23 protein-coding genes are annotated in these 25,181 nt (G+C 71.9%); 5 read left to right on the top strand and 18 right to left on the bottom strand.

The features are described from left to right. Window positions 1-8 precede the first annotated feature (8 nt). From FH608_RS17990 to FH608_RS17970, 5 genes are all read right to left on the bottom strand, one after another. On the bottom strand, window positions 9-368 hold the full coding sequence (locus FH608_RS17990) for a PRC-barrel domain containing protein (RefSeq protein ID WP_139631680.1): 360 nt from the start codon (window positions 366-368) through the stop codon (window positions 9-11). Then, entirely contained in the window at window positions 355-732 is a 378-nt protein-coding gene (locus FH608_RS51525) for a hypothetical protein (protein WP_153261911.1), read from the bottom strand. The genes FH608_RS17990 and FH608_RS51525 overlap by 14 nt, the downstream gene beginning before the upstream one ends. Next, on the bottom strand, window positions 729-1,958 hold the full coding sequence (locus tag FH608_RS17980; RefSeq protein ID WP_139631679.1) for an NRAMP family divalent metal transporter: 1,230 nt from the start codon (window positions 1,956-1,958) through the stop codon (window positions 729-731). The genes FH608_RS51525 and FH608_RS17980 overlap by 4 nt, the downstream gene beginning before the upstream one ends. Further along, entirely contained in the window at window positions 1,955-2,386 is a 432-nt protein-coding gene (locus FH608_RS17975; protein ID WP_139631678.1) for a hypothetical protein, read from the bottom strand. Before FH608_RS17975 ends, FH608_RS17980 begins: the two co-directional genes overlap by 4 nt. Before the next feature lie 148 nt (window positions 2,387-2,534). Beyond that, complete coding sequence (locus FH608_RS17970) at window positions 2,535-2,960, bottom strand: MarR family winged helix-turn-helix transcriptional regulator (RefSeq protein WP_139631677.1); 426 nt, start codon at window positions 2,958-2,960, stop codon at window positions 2,535-2,537. Window positions 2,961-3,068: 108 nt separating this feature from the next. On the opposite strand from FH608_RS17970, the gene FH608_RS17965 reads away from it, so the two are divergent. Then, window positions 3,069-3,983: an MBL fold metallo-hydrolase gene (locus FH608_RS17965; protein ID WP_193318480.1), complete on the top strand. Its 915-nt coding sequence runs from the start codon at window positions 3,069-3,071 to the stop codon at window positions 3,981-3,983. A gap of 9 nt (window positions 3,984-3,992) precedes the next feature. After that, a complete protein-coding gene (locus FH608_RS17960; RefSeq protein ID WP_139631676.1) occupies window positions 3,993-4,799 on the top strand; it encodes an IclR family transcriptional regulator in 807 nt (268 codons plus the stop codon). A gap of 4 nt (window positions 4,800-4,803) precedes the next feature. On the opposite strand, the gene FH608_RS17955 is transcribed toward FH608_RS17960, so the two are convergent. The 6 genes from FH608_RS17955 to FH608_RS17930 all read right to left on the bottom strand — a co-directional run bounded on the left by FH608_RS17955 (window position 4,804) and on the right by FH608_RS17930 (window position 11,947). Continuing rightward, window positions 4,804-6,435 carry an FAD-dependent monooxygenase gene (locus FH608_RS17955; protein ID WP_139631675.1) on the bottom strand — a complete coding sequence of 544 codons (1,632 nt, stop codon included), beginning with the start codon at window positions 6,433-6,435 and terminating at the stop codon, window positions 4,804-4,806. Continuing rightward, window positions 6,432-7,265 carry a fumarylacetoacetate hydrolase family protein gene (locus FH608_RS17950; RefSeq protein WP_139631674.1) on the bottom strand — a complete coding sequence of 278 codons (834 nt, stop codon included), beginning with the start codon at window positions 7,263-7,265 and terminating at the stop codon, window positions 6,432-6,434. Before FH608_RS17950 ends, FH608_RS17955 begins: the two co-directional genes overlap by 4 nt. Next, on the bottom strand, window positions 7,262-8,167 hold the full coding sequence (locus FH608_RS17945; protein ID WP_139631673.1) for a dioxygenase family protein: 906 nt from the start codon (window positions 8,165-8,167) through the stop codon (window positions 7,262-7,264). Before FH608_RS17945 ends, FH608_RS17950 begins: the two co-directional genes overlap by 4 nt. 177 nt (window positions 8,168-8,344) lie before the next feature. After that, on the bottom strand, window positions 8,345-10,357 hold the full coding sequence (locus tag FH608_RS17940; RefSeq protein ID WP_139631672.1) for a GxGYxYP domain-containing protein: 2,013 nt from the start codon (window positions 10,355-10,357) through the stop codon (window positions 8,345-8,347). A gap of 151 nt (window positions 10,358-10,508) precedes the next feature. After that, window positions 10,509-11,288, bottom strand: coding sequence for a sugar isomerase domain-containing protein (locus FH608_RS17935; RefSeq protein ID WP_226899650.1), 780 nt, complete (start codon window positions 11,286-11,288; stop codon window positions 10,509-10,511). Window positions 11,289-11,374: 86 nt separating this feature from the next. Further along, window positions 11,375-11,947 carry a hypothetical protein gene (locus FH608_RS17930; RefSeq protein ID WP_139631671.1) on the bottom strand — a complete coding sequence of 191 codons (573 nt, stop codon included), beginning with the start codon at window positions 11,945-11,947 and terminating at the stop codon, window positions 11,375-11,377. A 559-nt stretch (window positions 11,948-12,506) separates the two neighbouring features. Here FH608_RS17930 and FH608_RS17925 point away from each other — a divergent pair. Further along, complete coding sequence (locus FH608_RS17925; protein WP_226899649.1) at window positions 12,507-13,898, top strand: APC family permease; 1,392 nt, start codon at window positions 12,507-12,509, stop codon at window positions 13,896-13,898. Between the two features lie 82 nt (window positions 13,899-13,980). Here FH608_RS17925 and FH608_RS17920 read toward each other — a convergent pair whose 3' ends face one another. Beyond that, window positions 13,981-15,402, bottom strand: coding sequence for a PI-PLC domain-containing protein (locus FH608_RS17920; protein ID WP_139631670.1), 1,422 nt, complete (start codon window positions 15,400-15,402; stop codon window positions 13,981-13,983). A 218-nt stretch (window positions 15,403-15,620) separates the two neighbouring features. On the opposite strand from FH608_RS17920, the gene FH608_RS17915 reads away from it, so the two are divergent. After that, on the top strand, window positions 15,621-17,480 hold the full coding sequence (locus tag FH608_RS17915) for an adenylyl cyclase (RefSeq protein ID WP_193318479.1): 1,860 nt from the start codon (window positions 15,621-15,623) through the stop codon (window positions 17,478-17,480). A 134-nt stretch (window positions 17,481-17,614) separates the two neighbouring features. Here the strand turns inward: FH608_RS17915 and FH608_RS17910 are convergent, their stop codons facing one another. Beyond that, window positions 17,615-18,382: a methyltransferase domain-containing protein gene (locus tag FH608_RS17910; RefSeq protein WP_139631669.1), complete on the bottom strand. Its 768-nt coding sequence runs from the start codon at window positions 18,380-18,382 to the stop codon at window positions 17,615-17,617. A 105-nt stretch (window positions 18,383-18,487) separates the two neighbouring features. Beyond that, a complete protein-coding gene (locus FH608_RS17905; protein ID WP_139631668.1) occupies window positions 18,488-19,084 on the bottom strand; it encodes a TetR/AcrR family transcriptional regulator in 597 nt (198 codons plus the stop codon). A 113-nt stretch (window positions 19,085-19,197) separates the two neighbouring features. Here FH608_RS17905 and FH608_RS17900 point away from each other — a divergent pair, with 113 nt between their 5' ends. Continuing rightward, window positions 19,198-20,400 (top strand): cytochrome P450, encoded by a 1,203-nt coding sequence (locus tag FH608_RS17900; protein WP_139631667.1) that lies wholly within the window; start codon window positions 19,198-19,200, stop codon window positions 20,398-20,400. Here the strand turns inward: FH608_RS17900 and FH608_RS17895 are convergent. The 4 genes from FH608_RS17895 to FH608_RS17880 all read right to left on the bottom strand — a co-directional run bounded on the left by FH608_RS17895 (window position 20,390) and on the right by FH608_RS17880 (window position 25,120). Further along, window positions 20,390-20,671, bottom strand: coding sequence for an FAD-dependent monooxygenase (locus FH608_RS17895; protein ID WP_317135567.1), 282 nt, complete (start codon window positions 20,669-20,671; stop codon window positions 20,390-20,392). The genes FH608_RS17900 and FH608_RS17895 overlap by 11 nt on opposite strands. A gap of 167 nt (window positions 20,672-20,838) precedes the next feature. Further along, window positions 20,839-22,791 (bottom strand): ABC transporter ATP-binding protein, encoded by a 1,953-nt coding sequence (locus FH608_RS17890; RefSeq protein ID WP_139631666.1) that lies wholly within the window; start codon window positions 22,789-22,791, stop codon window positions 20,839-20,841. Continuing rightward, complete coding sequence (locus FH608_RS17885) at window positions 22,788-24,524, bottom strand: ABC transporter ATP-binding protein (RefSeq protein WP_193318478.1); 1,737 nt, start codon at window positions 24,522-24,524, stop codon at window positions 22,788-22,790. Before FH608_RS17885 ends, FH608_RS17890 begins: the two co-directional genes overlap by 4 nt. Further along, window positions 24,524-25,120 (bottom strand): TetR/AcrR family transcriptional regulator, encoded by a 597-nt coding sequence (locus tag FH608_RS17880; protein ID WP_226899648.1) that lies wholly within the window; start codon window positions 25,118-25,120, stop codon window positions 24,524-24,526. The genes FH608_RS17885 and FH608_RS17880 overlap by 1 nt, the downstream gene beginning before the upstream one ends. Window positions 25,121-25,181 lie beyond the last annotated feature (61 nt).

Raw genomic sequence — 25,181 nt, 5'->3', positions numbered from 1 at the left:
AGGCGGGATCACGGGCCGCCTTCCCGGTAAAGCCAGCTGACGGCCGGCAGCCGGTCCTTCGTCACCCGGAGCACGATGTCCTGGCCGTCGATGCCGCCGACCTGCTCCCAGGTGACGTAGCGGGTGTTCCGGTGCAGGGCCCGCAGCACCTTCCTGACCAGCCAGGGGCCCTTGACGGCCGGGCCGCGCTCGTACCCGAACAGCCGCCCGGTGTGGCGGGTCACGACGATGAGCCCGGCCACCCGGAAGGCGTGCTGGACCTGCCGGAGCATCGGCCCGTCCTGGACCAGCCGCACGTCGGCGACCTGCCCGACGACCTCGCCGGCGCTGTCGACGACGGGCCGGGCGATGAGGTCACTCATTCTCATGCCGGGCTCCCGGGATGGGTTCGACGAGGTGGGTGCGGACCCAGTGCTCGAGGGCGGGCGGTTCGAGGTCGCCGCCGACGTGCACCGCGCCGGCGATGCGGCTGACGTGCTCCATGGGGATGCGCGGCGGCGCCGTGGCGCCGAGCAGCCGCGCCGCGCCCGCCATGAGCCTGCCGAGCACCCCGCCCACGCGTGGCCCGAGCGCGAGCGGGCCCATCAGGATCGCGGTGACGTACGGGCGGCCGTCGTCGTCGAGGGCCAGCTCCAGGTCGTCCACCTTGCACACGAGGCGGCCGTCGCGGGCGCGCACCACCTGCCGGTCGAGCAGGTGCAGCTGGGCGTGCACGACGCGGGCCGCGGTCATTGGCCCGCCTTCGTGGCCAGCATGAGCGGGATGGCCGCGATCGACACGACGATAAGAAGGATCATGAAAGCCGTCCCCAGGGTGTTGGAGAACCTGCCGTTGACCTTGTCCTGCATGTAGTCGCGATCGTTGGCGATCAGGAGGACCGGCAGGTACGTCAGCGGCAGCGCCGCCGCCGCGAACACCAGCGAGTACTCCGTCACCATGATCGGATCGATGGTGGTCAGGACGAGCGCGGTCGCCACGATCACCACCACGAGGATCGTGGCGTGGAAGCGGGCCGCCTCGCGCGGGCGTACGAACTTGCCCCACTGCCAGCCGAAGTACTGGCTCAGGCTGTAGCCGGACGACAGCGCGACCTCCAGGGTCGCGCCGAAGGTGGCCGCGAAGACGCCCAGGATCACCAGGGCGAGCCCCACCTGCCCGGCCCCGAGCGCGACGGGCAGCACCATCTGGCCCAGGCTGTCCACCTGCACGTGCGCCGGCAGGAACACCGTGGCCGCGCACGCGGCGATGGCCAGCGACAGCAGCCCGCCGAGCGGGAAGCCGACCAGGACGTTCGCCCGCGCGACCGACAGGTCACGACGGGTCCACTTCTCCTCCACGCCGCCGGAGGAGAAGAAGAACACCTCGTACGGCGTCATCGCCCCGCCCAGCAGCGCGATCGCGTAGTAGAAGTAGGTCGGCAGCCCCTCGTCCCGAGGCGGCGCGGGGCGGGTGGCCTGCTCCCACAGCTGCCCCCAGTCCGGGCCCAGCTGCCATAAAGCGACGATGAAGATCACCAGGGCCAGCCCGGCCAGCCCGAAGACCCGCTCCAGCGTCTCGAACTTCACCCGCCACATCACCAGCCAGGCCGCGAACGCCACGGCCGGCACCCACACCAGGTAGTCGACGCCGGTCGCCAGCTCCAGGGCCAGCGCCGCGCCGCCGATCTCGGCCGCCACCGTCAGCGCCAGGATGAGGAACGACGCGCCCAGGTTCACCAGGCCGGCCCTGGGGCCGAGCCGCTCGCGCACCAGGTCGAACACGGCGCGCCGGGACACCGCCGCGATCCGGCCCGACATCTCCGCGAACACGCAGATGCCGAGCACGCCCAGCAGCACCACCCACGCCAGCGACATCCCGAACCGCGAGCCCACCAGGGCGTTGGCGACGAGGTCCCCGATGTCCACGAACCCGCCGATGGCGGTCAGGATGCCCAGCGTGATGCCCAGGAACTTCTTCATCCGTGCTCTTCCTGGAACCGCCGCAGGGTCCGGCCCAGGCCGGCCAGCTCGCGTACCGCGCCGGCCGGATCCGCCACCCGGTCGCGCCTGACCTCCGTCAGCAGCCCGGCCACCGCCTTCTCGGCCCGCTCGGTGACCTCCAGCAGCCGCTCCCCCAGCCGCCGCGCCCGCTCCGACGGCGGCTGCACCCCGCCGAACTGGTCGTTGACGCCCTGCACCTGCTCGGCCGCGCCGGTCAGCAGCACTTTCAGGTACGGCCGGGTCAGCCGCCCGTCACCGCCGACCGCCAGCCGTACGGCCTCGACCGCCGAGCCGACCGCCTCCGCCGACTCGGCCGCCTTCAGCTCGTAGTCGCGGTCGTTCCACGCCGGGCTGGAGCATCCCGCCACCAGCGCCACGGCCAGCCCGGCCGCCCATCGTCGCCTCATGTGCGCCGCCGCAGCAGCACGTACGCGAGGCCGCCGAGTAAGGCGAGATACTGCGCCCAAGCCACCAGCAGGACAAGCCCTTCGTCCATCATGACCATGAACTGCCCGGGCCGGACGCGGTCAGTCGCCCGTGGCGGGGCGGGAGCGGTCAGGGGGTGACGGCGCGGGACAGGAGCCGCTGCAGGAGGCCCTGCTCCTCGGAGGAGAGCGGGGCCAGCGGGGAGTCCTCGGAGAGCAGGGTGAGGAGGCGTTCGCGCTGCTCGGCGCCCTTGGCGGTCAGGACGAGCTGCTTGGCGCGGCGGCTGGTGGGGTGGGGGTGGCGTTCGAGGTAGCCCTGCTCTTCCAGGCGGTCGGCGACGAAGGTGGCGTTGGACGGCTCGCAGCTCATCCGCTCGGCGAGCTCGCGCAGGGTCATGGGACGGGACAGCTCGCGGAGCGCGACGCCCTGCGACGCCGTGAGACCGAGGGTGGCCGCGCGGACCCGGAGGTGCGCCTCGATCTGCTTGGCCAGGCCGTTGACCAGGCCGCAGAGCTGCCGGTCGGCCTGAGCCTGCGTCTCGCGCTCGTCGATCATGCCTCCATTCTACTCCAGCTCGAACATTTGCAATTAGAATGATTGCAGTTGTAATGTCCTGCCGGTGCCGCCGGACCGGCGGCGTCCCCTGAGTGCGAGGCAGGCATCGTGACCACTGATTTCGACCGCGCGCGGCTGAGCCGCGCGCCGCTCGCCCGTTCGCTCCGGCTGGGCGACCTGACCGTCACCTACGTCCCGGACGGGCTCGTACGGCTCAAGCCGCGCGGCTGGCTTCCCGCCGCCACCGCCGCCGACTGGGCCGCCCACCGCGAGCACCTCGACGAGGACGGCTTCCTGGTCGCCGGCATCGGCGGGCTGCTCGTGGAGCGCGGCGACCGCGCCCTCCTGATCGACACCGGTTTCGGGCCCGAGTCCCTTCCCGACGACCCGGCCAACCCCTTCATCGGCCGGTTGTACGGCGGCGACCTGCTCGACAACCTGCGGCTGCTCGGCCGGGAGCCACGCCGGATCGAGACCGTCGCCATCACCCACCTGCACACCGACCACCTGGGCTGGGCCTGGAGCCCCGCGCCCGGCACCGGCGCACCGCCGTTCGCGCACGCCGCCCACGTCGTCGCGGCGCCCGAATGGGAACGGCGTGACCTGGCCGTCGAGGGCGGGGCGAGCGAGGAACGCCTGGCCGTCTTCGCGCCCCGGGTGCGTACGGCCGAGGACGGCGAGGAGATCTTCCCCGGCGTCCGGGTCTCGTACGCGGCCGGGCACACCATCGGCCACACCACCTACGTCATCACCGGCGGCGATCGGCGGCTCATCGCGTTCGGCGACGCCCTGCACGCCCCGATCCAGGTCGGCCGTCCCGAATGGTCCTGCGGAATCGACCACGACCCCGCCGAGTCCGCCGTGCACCGCCGCCGCCTGGTGGAGGAGCTGGGCCGGCCCGGCACCATCGGCTACGGCAACCACTTCGCCGACGTGGTCTTCGGCCACGCCGAGCCGGGCCCCGGCGGCCGGTTCCGCTGGGTCCCCGTCGCCTCCCAGGTGCCCGCGGGCCTTTCGGCATAATGCCGATCGATGAAACGCGAGCTCGGTGCCCAGGCAGGTCCGGCGGCGCGGGGGCGGCGTCCCGCGCACGGTGAGCCGGTCGTGGATCGCGCGCTGTCCCTGCTCGCCGTCTTCGACGAGCACCGGCGCTGGCTCACCCTCGGCGAGCTGAGCCGGCTCAGCGGCATCCCGACGAGCTCGGCGTTGCGGCTGGCCTCGCGCCTGGTGGCGTGGGGCGCGCTGGAGCGCGCGGAGGACGGGCGCTACTGCGTGGGGCTGCGCCTGCTGGAGGTCGCCTCGCTGGCCCCGCGCGGTCACGGGCTGCGGCAGGTGGCGCTGCCGTACATGACCGACCTCGCGTCCGTGACGCGGCAGCACGTGCTGCTCGGCGTGCGTGACGGGCTGCGGGCGACGCTGGTGGAGCGGCTGTCCGGGCACGCGGCGACCCCGGTGGCCTACCGCATCGGCGGGCACGTGCCGCTGCACTCCACGGGGATCGGCTGGGTGCTGCTGGCGTTCGCGCCCCAGGACGTACAGGAGGAGCTGCTGTCCCGGCCCGTCAACCGCGAGCCGGACAACCGGCCCATCGCACCGGCGGCGTTGCGGCGCGCGCTGGCGACGGTCCGGAGGGAGCGGCTGGCGATCTTCCGCCGCCGGGACGCCGAGCCGCTGGTGTCGGTGGCCGCCCCGATCTGCGGGGCGGGCGACGAGGTCGTGGCCGCCGTGAGCGTGCTGCTGCCCGAGCGGGCCGCCCAGCCGCGCCGCCTGGCGCTGGCGGTGCAGACGGCGGCCCAGGGCATCTCCCGCGAACTGGGCGCGACCCCGACCCCGGTGTGACCCCTCAGCGTCCTGCCGCGGCCCGGCCGGGCTCGGACCGTGCCGGTTCGCCGATCACCTGGGCCAGGAGCCCGTCGGGGTCCTCGACGCGGTCGCCGCGCCAGGCGATGTGCTGGTCGGGCCGGACGAGGACGAGATCGGCGCCGTACCGGGGACGCAGGAGGGGCGGCCCGGCGAGATCCACCACCTCCAGCGGCACCGACCGCCGGGCGGCGGCGCCGGACAGGGCCGTGCCGTCGGCCTCGGGCGCCAGCCGCAGCAGGGTGAAGCCGTCGCCGAGCAGGTCGTAGATCGAGCGCCCGTCCGGCAGCCAGGCGTGCGGCAGCCGGGCCCCGGGATGGCCGGACGGCGTGAAGGTCTCCAGCACCGGCGCGGGCAGCGGGAGGCCGTCGGGGACGACGGCGGGCGAGTCGCGGTAGTCGTAGCCGAGGACGAGGCCGAGACTGTGGAACTCGCTGTTCTTGACCCGCAGCCGCCGTGCGAGGTCGGCCCGGAACGCCGTCCCGGCCTCGTCCTCGCCGTCGAGCAGGCCGTCGGCGAACGACGGCGCGAGGAACGCCTCCTGGCCGGCAGCCGCGTCGATGGTGCGCTCGGCGACGGGACGGCGTTCCGGCTCGTAGGTGTCCAGCAGGGAGGCCGGAGCCCAGCCCCGCAGCACGGCCGCCAGCTTCCAGCCGATGTTGACGGCGTCGCCGACGCAGGTGTTGAAGCCGTGCCCACCCCACGGCGGGTTGAGGTGCGCCGTGTCGCCGACCAGGAACACCCGCTGCCCCCGGTAGCGGTCGGCGAGCAGCATGCGGGCCGACCACGGGTCGGTGGCCAGCACGGTGACGTCGATGTCGGCGCCGACCAGGACGCGGACGAGCTTGGCGGGGTCGGCGGCATCGGGGTCGTCGATGCCCTGCGCGATCGCCCACCAGGTGCCGTCGAGGTCGAGCCGGCCCATCAGCCCGCCGACCTCGGCGCCGATGACCCAGTAGTGCACGCCGGTGGCGCAGAGCGGTTCGCTTTCCAGCGCGGGCGCGCGGAAGGTGATGCTGATGTTGGGCAGCGCGCCCGAGGATCCCTCGTAGCGCGCGCCGATGGCGGCCCGGCTGACGCCGGCCGCGCCGTCGGCGCCCAGCAGGTACTGGGCGCTCATCTCGTGGCGGGCGCCGTCCGGGGCTTCGAGGGTGGCGCGCACCTCGTCGGGGCCGTCCTCGATCGCCGTGACCCGCCACCCCATCAGCAGCCGTACGGCGGGCAGCCGGGCCGCCGCGTCGCGCAGCACCCGCTCGACCACCGGCTGGGCCACCTGCTGTCCCGGCTCCGCGTACTCCTCCCGCCGGTCCACCGTGAGCCCGAACGCCCCGCGGAAGCGGGTGATCTCGTGCCCGAACAGCCCCGTGCAGAAGACGACGTCCTGCGCGTAGCTCACCGGCAGCGAGCTGGCCGCGCGCAGCTCCTCGGCCAGCCCCCAGCGCCGCAGGTGCTCCATCGTGCGGATGCTGGTCGTCTTGGCCCGTGGCCGCAGCGGGTCGAGCGTCGTGCGCGGCTCGACGACCGTCACCTCGATGCCGCGCCGGCCCAGCTCGATCGCCGCGGCCAGGCCGCTGGGACCGCCACCGGCGATCAGCACCGGGACCCGGCCGCTCATGACCGCTCCCCGGCGGACACGATGGGGGTGCGCAGCACGCCGAGCCGGTCGACCTCGACCTCGACGACGTCGCCCGGCCGCAGGAAGCGGGGCGGGGTGCGGACGTAACCGACGCCCTCGGGGGTGCCGGTGGCGATCACGTCTCCCGGCTCCAGGGTCAGGACGCGGCTGATCCGGGACAGCAGCTCGCCGACGCCGAAGATCATGTCGCGGGTGTTGCCGTCCTGGACGGTCTCGCCGTTGACCCGGGTGCGTACGGCCAGCCCGTCCGCCAGGTCGCCGGCCTCGTCCGCGGTGACGAGCGGGCCGATCGGGCCGCTGCGGTCGGCGTTCTTGCCGAGGGTCCACTGCGAGGTGAGCTTCTGCGCGACCCGCGCGGTGAGATCGTTGAACGCGGCGTACCCCAGGACGCCGCCCGCGGCCGTCTCCTCGTCCACGTCGGCCAGCCGCCGCCCGACGACGACGGCGACCTCGCCCTCCCAGTCCAGCCCCGGCTCGCCGGGCGGGACCGGCACCGGCGTGCCGCTGACCGACAGCGACGCCACCCAGCGGCCGAAGATCGTCGGATGCTCGGGCGGCGTGAAACCGCCTTCGGCGGCGTGTGCCCGGTAGTTCAGCCCGACGCAGATGACCCGGGCGGACGGCGGCACGGGCGGCGCGAGCTCGGCCTCCGCCGCGGGCCGCGATCCGGTCTCGATCAGGCGCGCCTTCGGCAGCCACCCGTCGAGGTCGGCGTAGAACTCGCCCACCTCGGCGACGGGGGTCAGCCGGTCGCCGACCTGCACGGCGACGTCGACGCGCCGGCCGCTGCGAACGCCCACGAGTTTCACGCGCTCTCCCCCAGCCGAACGAGCCGGACGTCGAAGACGAAGTCGGCGAACGGGGCATCGACGCCCAGGCGCGCGGCGCGTGCCGGGTCGTGGTCGGTCAGGGGGGTCACGATGAGCTCCTCTTTCACGGCGAACGCGGCGTCCGAGCCCAGGTACTCGTCCCCGGCGACGAAGACGTGCGTCGTCACGGGCCGGTGGCCTGGGGCCTCGACACGATAGTGGATGTGGGCCGGGCGCATCGGATGCCGCCCGAGCGCGTGCAGCAGGCCGCCCACCGGGCCGTCGGTCGGCACGGGATAGCTGGACGGCACGACGCTGCGGAACCAGTAGCCGCCGTCCTGGTCCGTGGTGAACAGGCCGCGCAGGTTGCCCGCCTCCTGCGCCGGGTCCTGGCTGTCGTAGTGGCCGGCGTCGTCGGCCTGCCAGATGTCGACGGTGGCGCCCGCGATCGGGTTGCCGTCGGTGTCGCTGACCCGGCCGCGCACGACCATCACCTGCCCGCGTTCCCGCTCGGGGCCGGTGGCGATCCACGCGCCGTTCTCGCGCGGCGGTGCGGCGGCGTGGAACGGGCCCTCCACGGACGACGGCGTGGCGCCGGCCGGGCCCGCGTGGTTGACGTCGTCCACCGCCGAGGTCAGCCCGAGCATGTCGGACAGCAGGATGAACTCGTTGCGCTGCGGGGTGCAGGTCTGCCCCGTCCGCACCAGGAAGTCGATCCCGGCGAGCCACTCGGCCTCGGTGGGCCGCGTCTCGCGCACGAACGCGTGCAGGTGGCCGACCAGGGAGGTGATCAGGTCGCCGAGCCGGGGGTCCTTGCTGTCGACCTTGCCGAGGACGTCGGCCAGCAGGGCGTCCAGCCGATCGTCGAGCTCTCCTGGCCGGTCGGAGCGCTTGTGGGTCATCGGTCTCCTGTGCGTCGGGGCAGCGTGGCGGCGCCGTACGGCTGTGGCGGGGACGGCGCCGCACGGCGCGAAGGCCGTGACGCCGACCTTACCGATCATCGAGGACGCCGATCGCACGGTCCAGGCCCATGCCATTGAGCGGAACGGCGACCCCGGCACGCGGATCCCGCGCACGCGTCAGGACGCGAGGCGCTCCCGCAGCAGGGCGAAGAACGTGTCGCCGCGGACGATCTCGAACGGGTCCCCCAGGAGGCCGGCGAGCTCGGCGATGTCGGCCGGCGTCCAGTTCCAGGCGTTGACCGCGCCGGCGATGAACAGCGGCTCGCTCCCGTCCCACCCCTCGATCCGCCGCACCAGCGTGTCGCGGTACTCCCGCGCCCTGCCCTGCGGCGAGAGATTGCCGATCACGGGCAGGCCCGCCGGGTCGATCAGCAGGTCGCCGGTCTCCCACGACTGGATGAGGCCGCGAACGGGGGTGTCGCACCGGTACGCGGCGGCGACGCGCTCGTCGAAGGCCACCCAGCCGTCGCCCTCCGGCTTGCGGTGGTTGTAGGCGTAGGCGATGTCCATGCCGGTGCGGCGCAGGAAACGCCCGGTGAGCTCGGTGTACGCGCGCAGCGCCGCCGCCGGCCACGACCCCGGGTAGGTGTAACCGGCGCCGGACGGGCCGGCGATGAGCAGGTCGTTGGCGGTGGCCGTGCGCTGGTAGTAGGCCAGCAGCGCGGGCCCGATCTCGGCCAGCAGCGGGCTGACCGTCCAGTTGACCGGCACGCCGCCGCGCGCGGGGTCGTCCCAGATCTCGCGCATCCGGCGCTGGCAGTACTGGATGTTGTCGCCCTCGCCGACCGTGAGCGTAAGGTGGACGCGGTCGCGCAACCGGGCCGGCGGCCGCCGGCGCACCTGGTCGGAGATCCGGGCGCGGACCCCGGCGTGGACGGTGGCGTTCATGTAGTAGTCGGCGGGGACCACCTCGACGCCGTGCTGGGAGGCGCGGTCCACGCCGCCCCACTCGCCGGCCACGTCGTTGGAGAACCAGCCCGCGTACGGCGTGGCGGGCTCGACCCGGCCGAAGATCTCGTCGAGCAGCTCCCCGGTCGCGCCGCTGGGCGGCAGCCAGAACACCATGGCCCTGGTCGCCACCACGTAGTCCCGGAAGTAGGGGAACGGCTCGACCCGCGTGGGCGCGGTGGTGGTGGCGGTGACCAGGTACTGGTTCCACAGGTCGACCTCGACGAGCAGTTGCCGGGCGCCCTCGGGGGCGGTGAAGCGGTAGACGAAGTAGTTGCCGCCGTCGGCGAAGCGGTTGGCGTCGCCGCCGATGGCGGAGTTGAGGCCGTCGAACAGGTAGGGGGCCTCGGCGTCCGTGCCGGGGGTGAACGCCGCGATCTGCGTCCCGTCGGCGCTCACCTTCACCGAGCCGACCGACGCGCCCCAGCCGTCGTCGCCGAGCGAGTCCTGGAAGCGCAGGTAGACGCCGTCCTGGGCGGTCGCCAGCTCCTGGCTCAGGTCGAACGTGCGCACCGCCCGGTTGGAGGAGTCGCGGACGCGCTCGGTCTCCCGCGCGATCTCGCGCCATTGAACGCCGTCCACCCGCACGGTCCTGGTGGGCGGCAGCCCGGCGAGCAGCGTGTGCGTGCACCGGGGGAACAGGTGGTCGAGCTGCCAGCGGTACGTGGCCAGGACGTCGGCGGGGTCGAACCGGCCGCGCAGGTCCACGACGGTACGCAGGCCGTGCGCGGCGGCCTGCTCGGCGGTGGCGGCGACGGCGTTCTCCAGCCCGGCCAGCGTGGTGGCGACGTTGACCGAGTCTGGGACCCCGGGATCGTGCAGGATCGCGCCGCGCACCTCGGAGCGGTACCGGGCCACCAGGTCGAGGGGGCGGTCGTGGCGGGTGACGGCCGCGCCGGTGCTGGACAGCCAGCGCTCGTCGTGGCCAGCGGCGTCGTAGCCGAAGTAGAGGCGCGGGCGGCGGCGGTTGACGACGCCCTGGAGGGTGGTCAGGAGCAGCTGGTCGTCGCCGTGGAGGGTGCTGACGTCGGCGACGTCGAGGTGGGCGGGACGGCCGAAGTTCGGCAGGAGGGGGGCGGCGGGGCGGGTTCTCGCGGCGGCGGGGTCATGGAGGGTGAGGCCGAGGCCGCCGGCCGCGAGGACCACGCCGTTCGCCCGGAGGAAACTGCGTCGTGACACCATCAACGATCTCCGCTCCTCGTGGGGGGACAAGGATTGACACCGCTGTCAAATCTCCCCGAACGTAACAACATGACGTGATGTTGTCCATGGTGTAAAAGCCGCCCGGCAGGCGGTCAGCTGAGGGAGCCGCGTTACCGGGGCAGTGCGCCGGTCAGAGCCATCGGACGCGCCCGCGGAAGCGGTCGAGGAACAGCCCGTTGCGCTCGTCGCCGTCCGGCGCGTTCCCGCTGCGCCAGATCTCGGGGACCGTGCCGCGCTCGGCCAGGTCGGCGATCGCCGCGGCCATGACCGCGTTGAGCGCGTACGCGTTGGCGAACGTCGAGATCGCGCCGACCCGCTCCGGAACCCCCTCGATCTCCAGGACGGCGTCACCCACCGGCACCTTCGTGTCGATGTGCACGTCGACGAGGTCGTGCAGGTTGCGCTTGGTGGGGTGCCTGGCCGGGTGGCCGGGCTCGGTCCGCTCGGCGTGCTCCCTGGAGGAGACGCCGATCACGGTGACGCCGCGCTCGCGGGCGGTCAGCGCGGCGTCGATGAGCGCGGCGTTGATGCCGTAGGCGTTGACCAGGATGAGCAGGTCACCCGCGCCGAGCCGGTTGTCCTCGATGACGACGCGGCCGTAGCCGGGGGTGCGCTCCATGGCCATCGAGCGCAGCGCGCCGCCCGACAGCAGCGTGCCCTCGTCGAGGATCGCGCTGACGTTGACCAGGCCGCCGGCGCGGAAGAACACCTCCTGCGCGGCGAGGTTGGAGTGCCCTCCCGGGCCGTAGACGTAGATCAGCCGGTCGGTCCCGTGCCGGGTGAGGTGGCCGGCGATGAGCGCCGCCGCCTCCTCCACGGCGCCGGCCTCCTCGGCCTCGATCCTGCCGATCAGGCTCACGACCTGCTCGGCGTACGCCCGCATGAGCGGCGCGTGCCGTCCGTTCCGCACCCGAAAGGCTCCTCATGACCGATGAAATCGATTGCAGGCATTCAAGACCACGGCCGGACCCCGGTCAAGGGGCCGGCCGGCCTCCGCTAGAGCAAGGTGATGTTCTTCTTCTGGCTGATCGGCACCACGCCCTTGGGCAAGGTGTCATAACTCCTGTTCGCGCCGGCGCCGCCGCTGCTCACCTCTCCGGTTCCCAAGGCCGCCGCGGCGGCCGGGTTCGCGTCGAAGAGAAACAGCCTGAAGGCGGACCGGTCCTTCGCGTCGTGGCCGACGTGCAGCGGCCCGCAATCGACGGACTCCTCGACGACCGAGCACATGGCGGCCTGGATGATCCAGGGACCGCCCGCCTCGTTCTGGTAGCCCAACCAGAGAGAGTGGCCATCGGAAACAGGCCTGTTCAGCTTGATGTCGACGCGCTCGCCTCGCTTGAACTTCTGCCCGTCCGCGGGCGCCTGGATCTCGGCCACGGGTGCGGGCCTGCCGGCGATGAGCTGCCACTGTGCCACGGCCGCGGAGGAGAGGCACAGCACGAAGATGGTGCCCACCAGCACCAGGCGCGCTTTCGTGGTCCACTTCTTCCTGATGGGCGGGACCTGATTCACGAGATAGCCGATGAGGGCCGCGACAATGGCGCCCAGTGCGTAGAGAACGACGGTCATGTGTCCCCCTCCGTCCATGCGCGGGCGCGGCGGTGAAACCGCCGCACCCGGGCGGGCCGATAGCGCGATGTCGCTTACCACCCCCGTGGCACCCTTCGGTGCGCCATTCAGCGCCGCGCTGCCGGGAATGCTGACACGCCGGCCTGGCGCCCGACCAGGTAAAAGGCCACACAACAGGTACGGCACGGACCTTCCCACCCCCCGGCGGCCCGCCGGTCGAGGAGCGCTGCCATCTCCGCGACCACCTCCCGAACCGCCGGGCTCCACCAGTCCGGCCCTCAGGGAGGCGGGCCGTGGCGGGCACGAGCAACCGGGCCAGGACGGGCGCGAGCAAGCGGGCCAGGACGGGCGCGAGCAAGCGGGGCCGCGCCGGCCGTGATCACGTTCACCGCTGGCTCTGCGTGACGACGTCTTCACGGATGACAGGGCGAGACCGTATCGTGTCAGGATGAAGGTCGAGATCACTTGGCCGCCCTGGCGGGCGGGAGCCGGTCCACCCGCGATCCCGTAGTCCCATCCCATCGCAGCCCCCGCGGCTGACGCACGAGGAGGAACCCCCGTGGCTCAGATCAGTCCCTCCAGTCCGGCCGAGACCGGCGACACCGGCCAGCCCAGCCTGAAACGGGTGATGGGGCCGGGCCTGTTGCTGCTGTTCATCGTCGGCGACATTCTCGGCACCGGTGTCTACGCGCTGACCGGCCAGGTCGCCGGTGAGGTGGGCGGCGCCGCGTGGCTGCCCTTCGCCATCGCGTTCGTGGTCGCGCTGATCACGGCGTGCTCCTACCTGGAGCTGGTCACGAAATATCCGGAGGCGGCGGGCGCTGCCCTGTACGTCCACAAGGCCTTCGGCAAGCATTTCCTGACCTTCCTGGTGTGCTTCGCCGTGATGTGCTCGGGCATCACCTCGGCCTCGGCGGCCTCGCGGGCCTTCGCCGCCAACCTGGCCACCGGCCTCGGCCTCGACGCCGGCAACGGCCTCATCCTGGTGATCGCCCTGCTCTTCATGCTCCTGGTCCTGGCCGTCAACCTGCGGGGCGTCGGCGAGAGCGTCAAGATCAACGTCGTGCTCACCGCGATCGAGCTGTCGGGCCTGCTCCTCGTCATCGTGGCCGGCCTCTACTTCATCTTCGGCGGCCAGGCCGACTTCTCCCGCGTCGTCGCGTTCGAGACCCCTTCCGACAAGAGCGTCTTCCTGGCGATCAGCGCCGCGACGTCCTTGGCCTTCTTCGCCATGGTCGGCTTCGAGGACTCCGTCAACATGGCGGAGGAGACCAAGAACCCGACCCGCATCTTCCCCCGCATGATGTTCACCGGGATCGGGATCACCGGGCTGATCTACGTGCTCGTGTCCATCTGCGCCGTCGCCGTGGTGCCGGTCGGGCAGCTCGCCGAGAGCGAGACCCCCCTGGTGGTGGTCGTCGAGACCGCCGCTCCCGGCATCCCCATCGGCGACCTGCTGCCGTTCATCTCGATGTTCGCCGTCGCCAACTCCGCCCTGATCAACATGCTGATGGCCAGCCGGCTCCTGTACGGGATGAGCAAGCAGGGCGTGCTGCCGCCCTTCCTGGCGAAGGTGAACCACGCCCGGCGCACGCCGCACGCGGCAATCGTGTTCACCACCGCCATCGCCATCGGTCTCATCACGTTCCTGTCACTCGATCCCGACAGCCCGGTCCTGGCGCTGCTGGGCGGCACGACGTCACTGCTCCTGCTCGCGGTCTTCGCGCTCGTCAACGTGGCCGTCCTGGTCCTGCGCAGGGATCAGACGGGCGTGGAGCACTTCAACGCGGGCCGCGTCCTGCCCGTGGTGGGCACGGTCACGTGCCTCTACCTCGTGCTGCCGTGGTCCTCCGGACGACCGTCCGGCCAGTACGAGATCGCGGGCGTGCTGCTCGCGATCGGCGTGGTCCTCTGGGCGGTGACCTGGCTGTCCCACAAAAACAGGGCCTGACACCCTGTCCCACCGGAACAGGGACTGACCAGGCTCGCCCGCCCGCACCACGGGCGCTCGCCGGTGGTGCGGGCGCCCGTGCTCACTCGATGGCGCCGGCCTGGGCGAGGAGGTCCTGGTACCACGCGGCGTACGGGCGGTTGGTCGCCGGGTAGGTGACCATCGGGTCGGTGGCCTGGCCGGCCGAGTCGAAGTCCCAGCCGCGCGCGAGCCGGCCCGCCTGCCGGGCCGCCGTGAGGAACGCGGACTCTCCGGCGGGCGCCGCGTAGAACAGCGCGCCCTGCTGGAGTTCGGCGCTGTCACCCTTCTGGAACTCGTCGAAGGCGACCTGCTGGTAGCGGATGCGGTCGCCGGCGTGCCGGTCGGTGTCGACCCGCAGCGTCCGGGACGGCGTCGGGCCGTCGGCGCCGTTCCACACGTGTACGCGGGCGGTGCCGCTGGTGGAGGTGGCCTTGTCGTAGCGGGCGTCGGAGGTCTTGCCGTGCCCGCCCCAGGAGACCGTCATCGCGCCGGCGTCCAGCACGCCCTCCCAGTCCCAGTTCTGGCTGTTGCTCTGACTGCGGTGGATCTCGCGCAGCCGGGTGCCCGCAGCGTCGGTGAACCTGATCGTCGGCAGGATGCCGTCGTCGTACCGGCGGCTGGGCGACCAGGTGATCTCGCCGTCGGCGCCGAGGCGGCCCACGTGGTACCAGAGCGTGCTCTCGTTCTCGGACTGGTGGACCTCCACCAGGTCGCCGTTGTCGTTCAGCGCGACGGCCGGCGTGACGCCGGTGTCGTACCTGCCGTGGCGCAGCCACGTCACGCGGCCGTCGGCGCCGTACGTGCCGGTCCAGTACCAGAGCGTGCCGGAGCCCGAGTCGTGCACCTCCACGACCTGGCCGCGGCCGTTGATCGCGATGGCCGGGTTGTCGCCGATGTCGCGCTTGTAGAGGGTGCGGCTCTGGCCGTTGCCGGAGAGCAGCGCGAGCACCCGGCCGCGCAGGGCGTCCACCGAGGGCGAACTGGCCGGGTAGTCCTCGGCCCGTAACAGCCGCGCGCCGAAGACGGAGGTGAGTTCCTGGTTGAGCGCGGCCAGGTTGCCCGCGGCGTACGAGGGGTTGTCGGTCAGGTCGTCCTTGATGTCGAGCGCGACGACGATCGGCGCGGCGGCGGGGTGTCCCGCGGACCAGGTGTCGATCACGTCGAGCCAGTCGCGCAGCCGGTTGGAGGCGGGGTTGCCCGCGTGGTCGACCAGGTCGCCCGGGGAGTCGTGGCCGATGGAGTAGTCGTGCGCGCTGGCGTAGCCGTTGTCGTGGATGTCGAGCTCGATGAAGCGGACGCCGTGGTCGAGCTGGTAGGTGATCGAGTTCTTGGCGCCGTCCACGTTGCCGGAGTAGCTGTTGTGCGTGGCGCGGAAGATCGCCGAGGGTAACGGCGGGTCCGCCGATGCCTCGGCGGTGCCGCTGACCAGCAGCGCGGACGCGGTGACGGCGAGCACGGACAGGACGGCTCTCGAACGGGGCATCGTCTGATCCTCACGCTAGGGGGGATCATCTCAGGAAATACGATCAAGCGCGGCCGGCCAACCCCTGTCGGGACGATTGCGATCCGGCCGCGCACGCGGTAGAACCGTACGTGCGAGAGAGCGCTCTCTCGGCGGTCTCGCGAATCGCCGGCCGCACGTCGGGGGTCCTGTCCTGTGTCCACGGATCGCTGCGCACGCAGCGGAAAGGACGTACCGCATTGACGACCCAGCCTCCCGCGGGCGGCACGAGGAAGATCGGCCGGCTGTGCGCGATCGGGCTCGTGCTGGCGACCGCCGTCATGACGGCGGGCACGCCCGCCGTCGCCGCCTCGCCCGCCCACCGCTTACCCGACCTCGGGCCGAACGTCACCGTGTTCGATCCGGGCATGCCGGTCGCCGACATCCAGGCCACCCTCGACGCGGCGCACGCCGCCCAGGTGGACGCCGAGATGGGCACCGCGCGCCACGCCTACCTCTTCAGGCCCGGCACGTACGGCACCGCCGAGCAGCCGCTCCAGATCGAGGTCGGCTACTACACCGAGATCGCCGGCCTCGGCGCCTCCCCCACCGACGTCGTCATCAACGGCAAGGTCGAGGTCTACAACCGCTGCCTGGAGGACGGCGGGACCGCCAACTGCCTCGCGCTCGTGAACTTCTGGCGCACGCTGTCCAACCTGTCGATCAACGTCAACGCGGCCGGCCAGGACGGCTGCCGGGCGTCGGCGAACATCTGGGCCGTCTCGCAGGCGGTGTCGATGCGCCGCATCGACATCACCGGCGGCAACCTGTCGTTGATGGACTACTGCACCGCCGGCCCGCAGTACGCCAGCGGCGGCTTCATCGCCGACTCCAGGCTGCCGACGGTCACCAACGGATCGCAGCAGCAGTGGCTGACCCGCGACAGCGAGATCGCCGGCTGGTCGAACGGGGTGTGGAACCAGGTCTTCTCGGGCGTCGCCGGAGCGCCGGACGAGAGCGGTTTCCCGAACCCGCCGTACACGACGCTCGACACCACTCCCGTCAGCCGCGAGAAGCCCTACCTGTTCGCCGACGCGCGGGGCGGGCTCAACGTCCGCGTGCCCTCCGCCCGGAAGAACGCGCGCGGCATCACGTGGGCGGACGGCATGACGCCCGGCCGCACGCTGCCGCTCAGGGACTTCTTCGTCGCCAGGCCGTCGGACCCGGTGCGGGTCATCAACAGCCAGCTCGCGCGGGGCAAGCACCTGCTGCTCACCCCCGGCGTGTACGACATCGCGCGGAGCATCGAGGTCAGGCGCCCGAACACGGTCGTGCTCGGCCTCGGGCACGCCACCCTCACCGCCGTCCACGGCTCGACCCCGCTCGACGTCGCCGACGTGCCCGGCGTCGTCGTCGCCGGAGTGACGGTCGACGCGGGCACCGACAAGTCGCCGGTCCTGCTCAGGGTCGGCAAGAGGCACGGGCACCGCTGGAGCTCGGCGAGCAACCCGACCACGCTGTCCGACGTGTACTTCCGCGTCGGCGGGCCGCACGTCGGCAGGACGGACACCGCGCTCGAGGTCAACAGCGACCACGTGCTCATCGACCACGCCTGGGTGTGGCGCGCCGACCACGGGGTGGAGGGCCTCACCGACACCGAGCGCTGGAACACCAACCTGGGCCGCAACGGCGCCGTCATCAACGGCGACCACGTGACCGCGACCGGGCTGTTCGTCGAGCACTTCCAGCAGTACAACACCGTGTGGAACGGCGACGACGGCACCACGATCCTCTACCAGAACGAGCTGCCGTACGACCCGCCGACGCAGGCCGACTGGATGAACGGCGACGTCGAAGGCTGGGCGGGCTACAAGGTCGGCGACCGGGTGAGGACGCACCGGCTGTACGGCGGCGGGGTCTACGTCTTCAACCAGAACAATCCGGAGATCCACACCGAGAACGGGTTCGAGGTGCCGGAGGCGCCGGGTGTCAGGCTGCACCACATCATGACCGTCAACCTCAGTGCCGGGACGATCGATCACGTCGTCAACGGCGTCGGCGACGCCGCCGACACCACCAAGGTCGGCGCGCCGGTGTACGTCGCGGACCACCCGGCCTGAGCGCCAGCCCCGGGCTCAGGCAGCCCGAGCCCGGGGTCAGCGGTCCGAGCCCGGGCTCAGGCAGCCCGGGCCAGGGTCAACCGCCCGAGCCCGGGTCAAAGGCCTGAGCCCGGGTCAACGGCCTCAGTCCGAGGTCAGCGCGGGTCCCGGGGCAGCCGGGCCGAGGTCACGAAGATCGGCAGGGCCAGGAACATGCGGCCGGTCCTGGCCCGCTCGGCCTGCTCGGCGACCCAGGCGGCCTCCTGCCCGGCGGTGATGGCACCGCCGGCGCGGGCGGCCGCGGCGAACCCCGTGAGCATGGGCAGCATCGTCCCGTCGGTGAACACGCCCGTGTGGACCTCCACCTCGACCTCCTCGAACCCGGCGTCGAGCAGCAGGTTGCGGGAGCGCCGGGCGGCCCGGGGGTTCGGCACCTGGTCCGCGCGGGCGTGCACGACGGTACGGGTGAGCGCCGGATCGTCGGAGTCGACGACGATGGTGTCCCAGTCCTGCCCGGCCAGCACGATCCGCCCGCCGGGCGCCAGCACCCGCGCGGCCTCCGCCAGCGCCTTCTCCGGCTCGGCGAGGTCGTGGAAGACCTTGTCGGCCCGGTAGCCGGCCACCGCGCCGTCCTCCAGCGGCAGGTCGCAGGCGTCGCCGACGCGGAGGTCCGCCTCCGGCCAGCGGTGGCGGGCCACGGCGATCATCTCCTCGCCGAGGTCCACGCCGACCGCCCGTGCGCCCCGTCCGGCCAGCTCGGCCACCGCCCGCCCGGCGCCGCAGCCCACGTCCACCACCCCGGCCCCGGCCGGCAGGGCGAGCAACTGGTAGGTGCGGGCCCGCAGGGCGGCGGCGCCGGGCAGCGCCTCGGCCACGTCGAGCCTGCGGATGAGCGATTCCCTGTCGTCAGATGTCTTGGACATGGCGCCCAGGATGCGACTTCAAGCGGACTTGAAGTCAAGCCGGGCACGACTCCCGATGCCCGGCCGGGAAGCACCGTCATCGCACGACCGCGCCCTCCTGGACCGTCACGCCTGTCCGCGGCCGTCCTCGCGGTAGAGAGCGATCAGCAGCGGCCGGGTCAGGGCGGCCATCTCGGCGGGCGAGCTGGGGCATCCGTGCTGGAGCCAGTCGGTGGCGACGCCGATGAGCGCCCCGGCCGTGAACGCGGCGGGCACGTCGTGCGGCACGGGCGCCGTGTAGTCGGTGGGCGCCTCGTGGCCCGTGGCGGCCCGGCGCGCGCCGACGTAGGCGGCGACGGTGGCGCGGCGGCGCACGTGGTCGACCACGCGGGCGCTCCCCTGCGGCCCGAGCACGCCGCGGTAGAGGCCGGCGTGCTCGTCGAGGTGGGCGAAGAACGCCAGCAAGGAGTCGGCGGCCGCGTGGGCGCCGTCGCAGGTGCCGGGGTCGGGGATGGCCTCGATCAGGTCGTCGATCATCGCGGTGCAGGCCGCCTCGGCCAGCTCGTGCACGTCGCGGTAGTGGTCGTAGAACGTGGAGCGGCTCACCCCGGCGCGTTCGGCGACGTCGGCGACGCTGATCCGGGACAGCTCGCGATCCTGGACGAGGTCGATCAGGGTGCTCTGCAGGGCCGCCTGCGTGCGGCGCACCCGGGGGTCGCCCATGTCGCTCTTTCTCTCTCTGGTCAGGGCCACAGTTCAGTGTACTGAACCGTACATCTGTAGGTTAGCCTGCATATGTAGGGAAGTTGGAAATGGCATGCTGATTGGGGACATACGTGACCACTGACTCCGCTGAGACGCTCCAGCTCACCCGGACCTGCCCGTACGCGCCGCCCGAGCAGCACCTTCGCCTCCTGCGCGAGCAGCCGGTCACGAAGGTCACGCTGCCGGGAGGTTCGGCCGCCTGGGTCGCCGCCCGCTACCAGGACATCCGCACGGTCCTGAGCGACCCGCGCTTCAGCGCGAACCGACGCCATCCCAACGCGCCGAGGCTGAACGGCGAGATGGACCCGGGCCAGTCGCCGCTGCCGAAGATGATGCTGGAGATGGACCCGCCCGAGCACGGTCCGGTGCGCCGCGCGGTGATCGGGGAGTTCACGGTCCGGCGGATGGCGGCGCTGCGGCCGCGCATCCAGCAGATCGTGGACGAGCACATCGACGCCATGCTGGACGGGCCGCGCCCCGTCGACCTGGTGCGGGCGCTGGCGCTGCCGGTTCCCTCGCTGGTGATCTGCGAGCTGCTCGGAGTGCCGTACGACGACCATGACTTCTTCCAGACGAACTCCGCGCAGCTGCTCGACCACGCCGTCACGGCGCAGGAGCGGCAGCACGCGGCCCTAGAGCTGGTCATCTACCTGGACAAGCTGGTCACGGCCAAGGAGGAGAACCCCGGCGACGACCTCCTCGGCCGCCAGGTGATCAAGCAGCGCGAGAGCGGCCAGGAGGACCACGGCGCGCTGCTCAGCCTGGCGTTCCTGCTGCTGCTCGCCGGGCACGAGACCACGGCCAACATGATCTCGCTGGGCACGTACATGATGCTGCGCAACCCTGACGCGCTGGCCGCGCTGCGCGAGGACCCCGCCAGGACGCCGGGCGCCGTGGAGGAGCTGCTGCGCCACTTCACCATCGCCGAGTTCGCGATGATGCGGATCGCCACCGAGGACGTGGAACTCGGCGGAACCGTCATCCCGGCGGGGGAAGGCGTGCTCATGCTGGCCAACGCCGGCAACCGCGACCCCGAGGTGTTCCAGGACGCCGAGGCGTTCGACATCGAGCGCGACGCCCGCAGCCACCTGGCGTTCGGCTACGGCCCGCACCAGTGCCTGGGCCAGAACCTCGCCCGCGTGGAGCTGGAGATCGTCTTCGACACGCTGTTCCGGCGGATCCCCGGCCTGCGACCGGCCGTCCCGGACGAGCAGCTCGCGTTCAAGGACAACGCCACCGTGTACGGCATGCACGAGCTGCCCGTCACCTGGTGACGGCCGGCGCTACGACGCGGGCGGTGCGCGCGGTCCGGTCCGACTCGTACTCCTCGAGTGCCAGGTCCCGTTCGCCGAGCCGTTCGGCGTGCCCGGCGAGGGCGTGGGCGTCCTCGCCGGCCTGGCAGGCGCCCTGCGCGAGGTACTGCAGCATCGGGTGCGCGGCGTCGCCCGTCAGCACCATGCGACCGGCCACCCAGCGCGTGATGGGCGGCCGGTCGTACATGGCCCAGCGGCGGTGGCGCCACAGCGACGCCAGGCCCTCGCGCACCTGCGGTCAGGCCCCGGCGAACGCCGCCTCCAGCGCGTACGCCGTGGCGAGGCCGCCGATCCCACCACCTGCGACGATCACGTCCACAGGCTCCATCCCCTTGTCCCTCCGCCGGCCGCGAAGATCGTCTCTGCCATGTTCGAGAGCCTGCACCTCGACCGGCCTGGCTAGTCCACCTCCGCCACGGCCTGGGCGAACTGGGCGGAGTAGAGCCGGGCGTAGGCGCCGTCCGCCGCCAGCAGCGACTCGTGCGTGCCCTGCTCGACGATCTGCCCGTTCTCCATGACGAGGATCAGGCTGGCGTCGCGGATCGTGGACAGCCGGTGGGCGATGACGAAGCTCGTGCGCCCCTCGCGCAGCGTGCTCATCGCCCGCTGGATGAGCACCTCGGTCCTGGTGTCGACCGAGCTGGTGGCCTCGTCCAGGATGAGGATCGCCGGCTCGGACAGGAACGCCCGGGCGATCGTGATGAGCTGCTTCTCGCCCGCGCTGACCGTCGCGCCCTCCTCGTCGATCACCGTGTCGTAGCCGTCGGGCAGCGTGTGCGCGATGCGGTCGACGTGGGCGGCCTCCGCGGCGGCCTCGATGCGCTCGCGGGTGGCGCCCTCGGATCCGTAGCCGATGTTCTCGGCGATCGTGCCGCCGAACAGCCAGGTGTCCTGCAGCACCATGCCGATGTTGCCCCGCAGCTCCTCCCTGGACATCTCGGCGATGTCGACGCCGTCGAGCGTGATGCGCCCGCCGGTCACCTCGTAGAAGCGCATGATGAGGTTGACCAGCGTCGTCTTGCCCGCTCCTGTGGGGCCGACGATGGCCACGGTCTGGCCGGGCTCGACGGTCAGGGACAGGTCCTCGATCAGCGGCCGGTCCTCGGCGTAGCGGAAGGAGACGTGCTCGAACGCCACCCGCCCCCTGACCTGGCCGGGCCGGGCCGGCTCGGTCGGCTCGGGCGACTGCTCGGTGGCCTCCAGCAGCTCGAAGACCCGCTCGGCGGAGGCGACGCCCGACTGCACGAGGTTCGCCATGCCGGCCACCTGGGTCAGCGGCTGGCTGAACTGTCGGGAGTACTGGATGAACGCCTGCACGTCGCCCAGCGAGATCGAGCCAGACGCCACCTTGAGCCCGCCCACGACGGCGACCAGCACGTAGTTGAGGTTGCCGATGAACATCATCGCCGGCTGCATCATCCCGGAGATGAACTGGGCGCGGAAGCTGGAGGTGAACAGGGCGTCGTTGTGCTCGGTGAAGGTCTCGGCGGCCTCCTTGCGCCTGCCGAACACGCTGACCAGGGTGTGCCCGCCGTACATCTCCTCGATGTGGCCGTTGAGCTTGCCGGTCGACGACCACTGCTTGATGAACTGCGGCTGCGAGCGCTTGCCGACGACCGCGGTGACGTAGACCGACAGCGGCACCGTGACCAGCGCGATGAGCGCCAGGAGCGGCGAGATCCAGAACATCATCACCAGCACCGCCACCACCGTCAGCAGCGACGAGATGAGCTGGCTCATCGTCTGCTGGAGCGTCTGGGCGATGTTGTCGGTGTCGTTGGTGGCGCGGCTGAGGATCTCACCGCGCGGCTGGCCGTCGAAGTAGCTCAGCGGCAGCCGCGCCAGCTTGGCCTCGATCCGCTCGCGCAGCCGGAACGCGGCCCGCTGCACGACGATCGTGGTCAGCTGGAACTGCACGATGCCGAGCAGCGCCGCCAGCACGTAGATGGCCAGCACCCAGCCCAGCACCTGGGCCAGCGCGGTGAAGTCGATGCCCTGGCCGGGCACGACGCTCATCGACGAGACCATGTCGGCGTACGTGGTCTCGCCCCGGGCGCGCAGGCCCGCCACGGCCTGCTCCTTGGTGACGCCCGCGGGCAGCTGGGCGCCGATGATGCCGGAGAAGATCAGGTCGGTGGCGTGGCCGAGGATCTTGGGACCGGTCACGGTCAGCGCGACGCTGGCCGTGCCGAGCGCCAGGACGACGGTCAGCAGGGCGCGCTCGGGGTGCAGCAGCCGCACCAGGCGGCGCAGCGTGCCGCCGAAGTCGAGCGCCTTCTCGGCGGGGCCGCCCATCATCCTGCCGGGCCCGAAGCCGGGCTGGGGGCGGCGCGCGGGAGCCTGGGTCGTCATGCCGCGGCCTCCTGTTCGGTGAGCTGGGACAGGACGATCTCGCGGTACGTCGGGCAGGTCGTCATGAGCTCGGCGTGGTCGCCGCTGCCCACCACGCGGCCCTCGTCGAGCACGAGGATGCGGTCGGCGTCGCGGATGGTGTTGACCCGCTGGGCCACGATCACCATGGTGGCGTCGGTGATCTCCTCGGCCAGCGCGGCCCGCAGCCGGGCGTCGGTGGCGTAGTCGAGGGCCGAGAACGAGTCGTCGAACAGGTAGATCTCGGGCCGGTGCACCAGGGCCCTGGCGATGGCCAGGCGCTGGCGCTGGCCGCCGGAGACGTTCGTGCCGCCCTGGGAGATGGGCTCCTCCAGGCCGCCGGGCATCGCCTCGACGAACTCGCGGGCCTGGGCCACCTCGAGCGCGCGCCACAGCTCCTCGTCGGTGGCGTCCGGCCGGCCGTACCTCAGGTTGGAGGCGACGGTGCCGGAGAAGAGGTAGGGCGCCTGCGGGACGAGGCCGACCGCGCGGGAGAGCGCGGCCGGGTCGAGGTCGCGGACGTCGACGCCGTCGACCAGCACCTCGCCGCCGGTCGCGTCGAACAGGCGCGGGATGAGGTTGAGCAGCGTCGTCTTGCCGCTGCCCGTGCTGCCGATGATCGCGGTGGTCCGGCCGGGCCGCGCGACGAAGCTCACGTCGGACAGCACCGGCTCCTCGGCGCCCGGGTAGCGGAAGTCCACGGAGCGCAGCTCCAGCTCGCCGATGTGTCTCTCCGGGGTGACCGGGTCGGCCGGCGGGTGGACGGTGGGCTCGGTGTCGAGCACCTCCTCGATGCGCTCGGCGCAGACCTCGGCGCGCGGGATCATCATGAACATGAACATCGCCATCATCACCGACATGAGGATCTGCATCAGGTAGGAGATGACCGCGGTCAGCGCGCCCACCTGCATGGTCCCGTCGGCGATGCGGTCGCCGCCGAACCACACCACGGCGACGCTGGACACGTTCACCACCAGCATGACCGAGGGGAACATCAGCGCCATCAGCCGCCCGACCCGCAGCGACACGTCGGTCAGCTGGTCGTTGGCCACGCCGAAGCGCTCGCGCTCGTGCTTGTCGCGCACGAACGCCCTGATGACCCGGATGCCGGTGATCTGCTCGCGCAGCACCTGGTTGATGCGGTCGATGCGCTCCTGCATCGTGCGGAAGAGCGGGCGCATCCGCATCACGATCAGGCCCACGATGACGATCATCACGGGCAGCACGACGACCAGCAGCGACGACAGCGCCGTGTCCTGGCGCAGCGCCAGCACGATCCCGCCGACGCACATGATCGGCGCCGTCACCATCATGGTGAACGTCATCAGCACGAGCAGCTGGATCTGCTGCACGTCGTTGGTGGTGCGGGTGATCAGGGACGGCGGGCCGAACCTGTTGACCTCCTGGGCGGAGAAGTCCTGCACCCGGTGGAAGATCGCGGCCCGCAGGTCCCTGCCCAGGGCCATCGACGTGCGGGCGCCGTAGTAGACGGCCACGATCGAGCAGACGATCTGGATGAGCGTCACGCCGAGCATGACTAAGCCGACGCGCATGATGTAACCGGTGTCGCCCTTGACGACGCCACCGTCGATGATGTCGGCGTTGAGTGTGGGGAGATAGAGCGTGGCCAGGGTCTGCACGAACTGGAAGAGGACGACGAGCGTTATCTCTTTCCCGTACGGCCTGAGCTGGACCCGCAGAAGTCGGAGCAGCATCAAGAGGGACTTTCTGTCGAAGGAGTGGGGGAGGGCCGCACCAGCAGCCCGTCGAGCAGGACGGAGACGATCTCCTCGTCGTCCATGTCCCCGAACTCGCCGCCATGGCCGAATCCGCGGTGCACGCTCACCGCGACCAGCATGAGCAGCAGTTGTGCCGTGGCCTCGGGGGAACGCCGGAGCCGGTCGCGGTCGGGCTCGATCAGGGCTGCCAGCCCGCCCGCGATGCTGTGCCTGCTCTTCACCATGTGCTCGTGGAACTCGGCGTCGTCGCCCATGAGCTTTCCTGGCGCGCCGACGAGGTTGGCGTTGGCCTGCATGCCCTTCCGCATCAGCGTGACGGCCTTGACCAGCCGGGCGCGCAGTTCGACGTGCGTGCCGATGGCGGCCAGCGCGTCGACCGCCCGCTGCGGGTCGAACGCGCTCATGAGCGCGGCCCGCAGCAGTGAGGCCTTGTCAGGGAAGACGCCGAATATCGTGCCCTCGGCCACGCCCGCGGCCTCGGCTATCTGGCGTGTGCTCACCGCGGTGCCGTATTCGCGCAGCAGGGGGATCGTCGCGGCGATGAGCGCGGCACGGCGGTCTTCCGGTGCCATGGCCGGCACCCTTCGCCTCCGGTTGGTCATGCGGAGACTCTAATGAGCGAGTACTCACTCG

The sequence above is a fragment of the Nonomuraea phyllanthi genome, assembly GCF_006334985.2.
GTDB lineage: Bacteria > Actinomycetota > Actinomycetes > Streptosporangiales > Streptosporangiaceae > Nonomuraea > Nonomuraea phyllanthi.
Note: the sequence above shows the minus strand (reverse complement) of the source record. Positions and strands in the feature narration are given on the sequence as shown.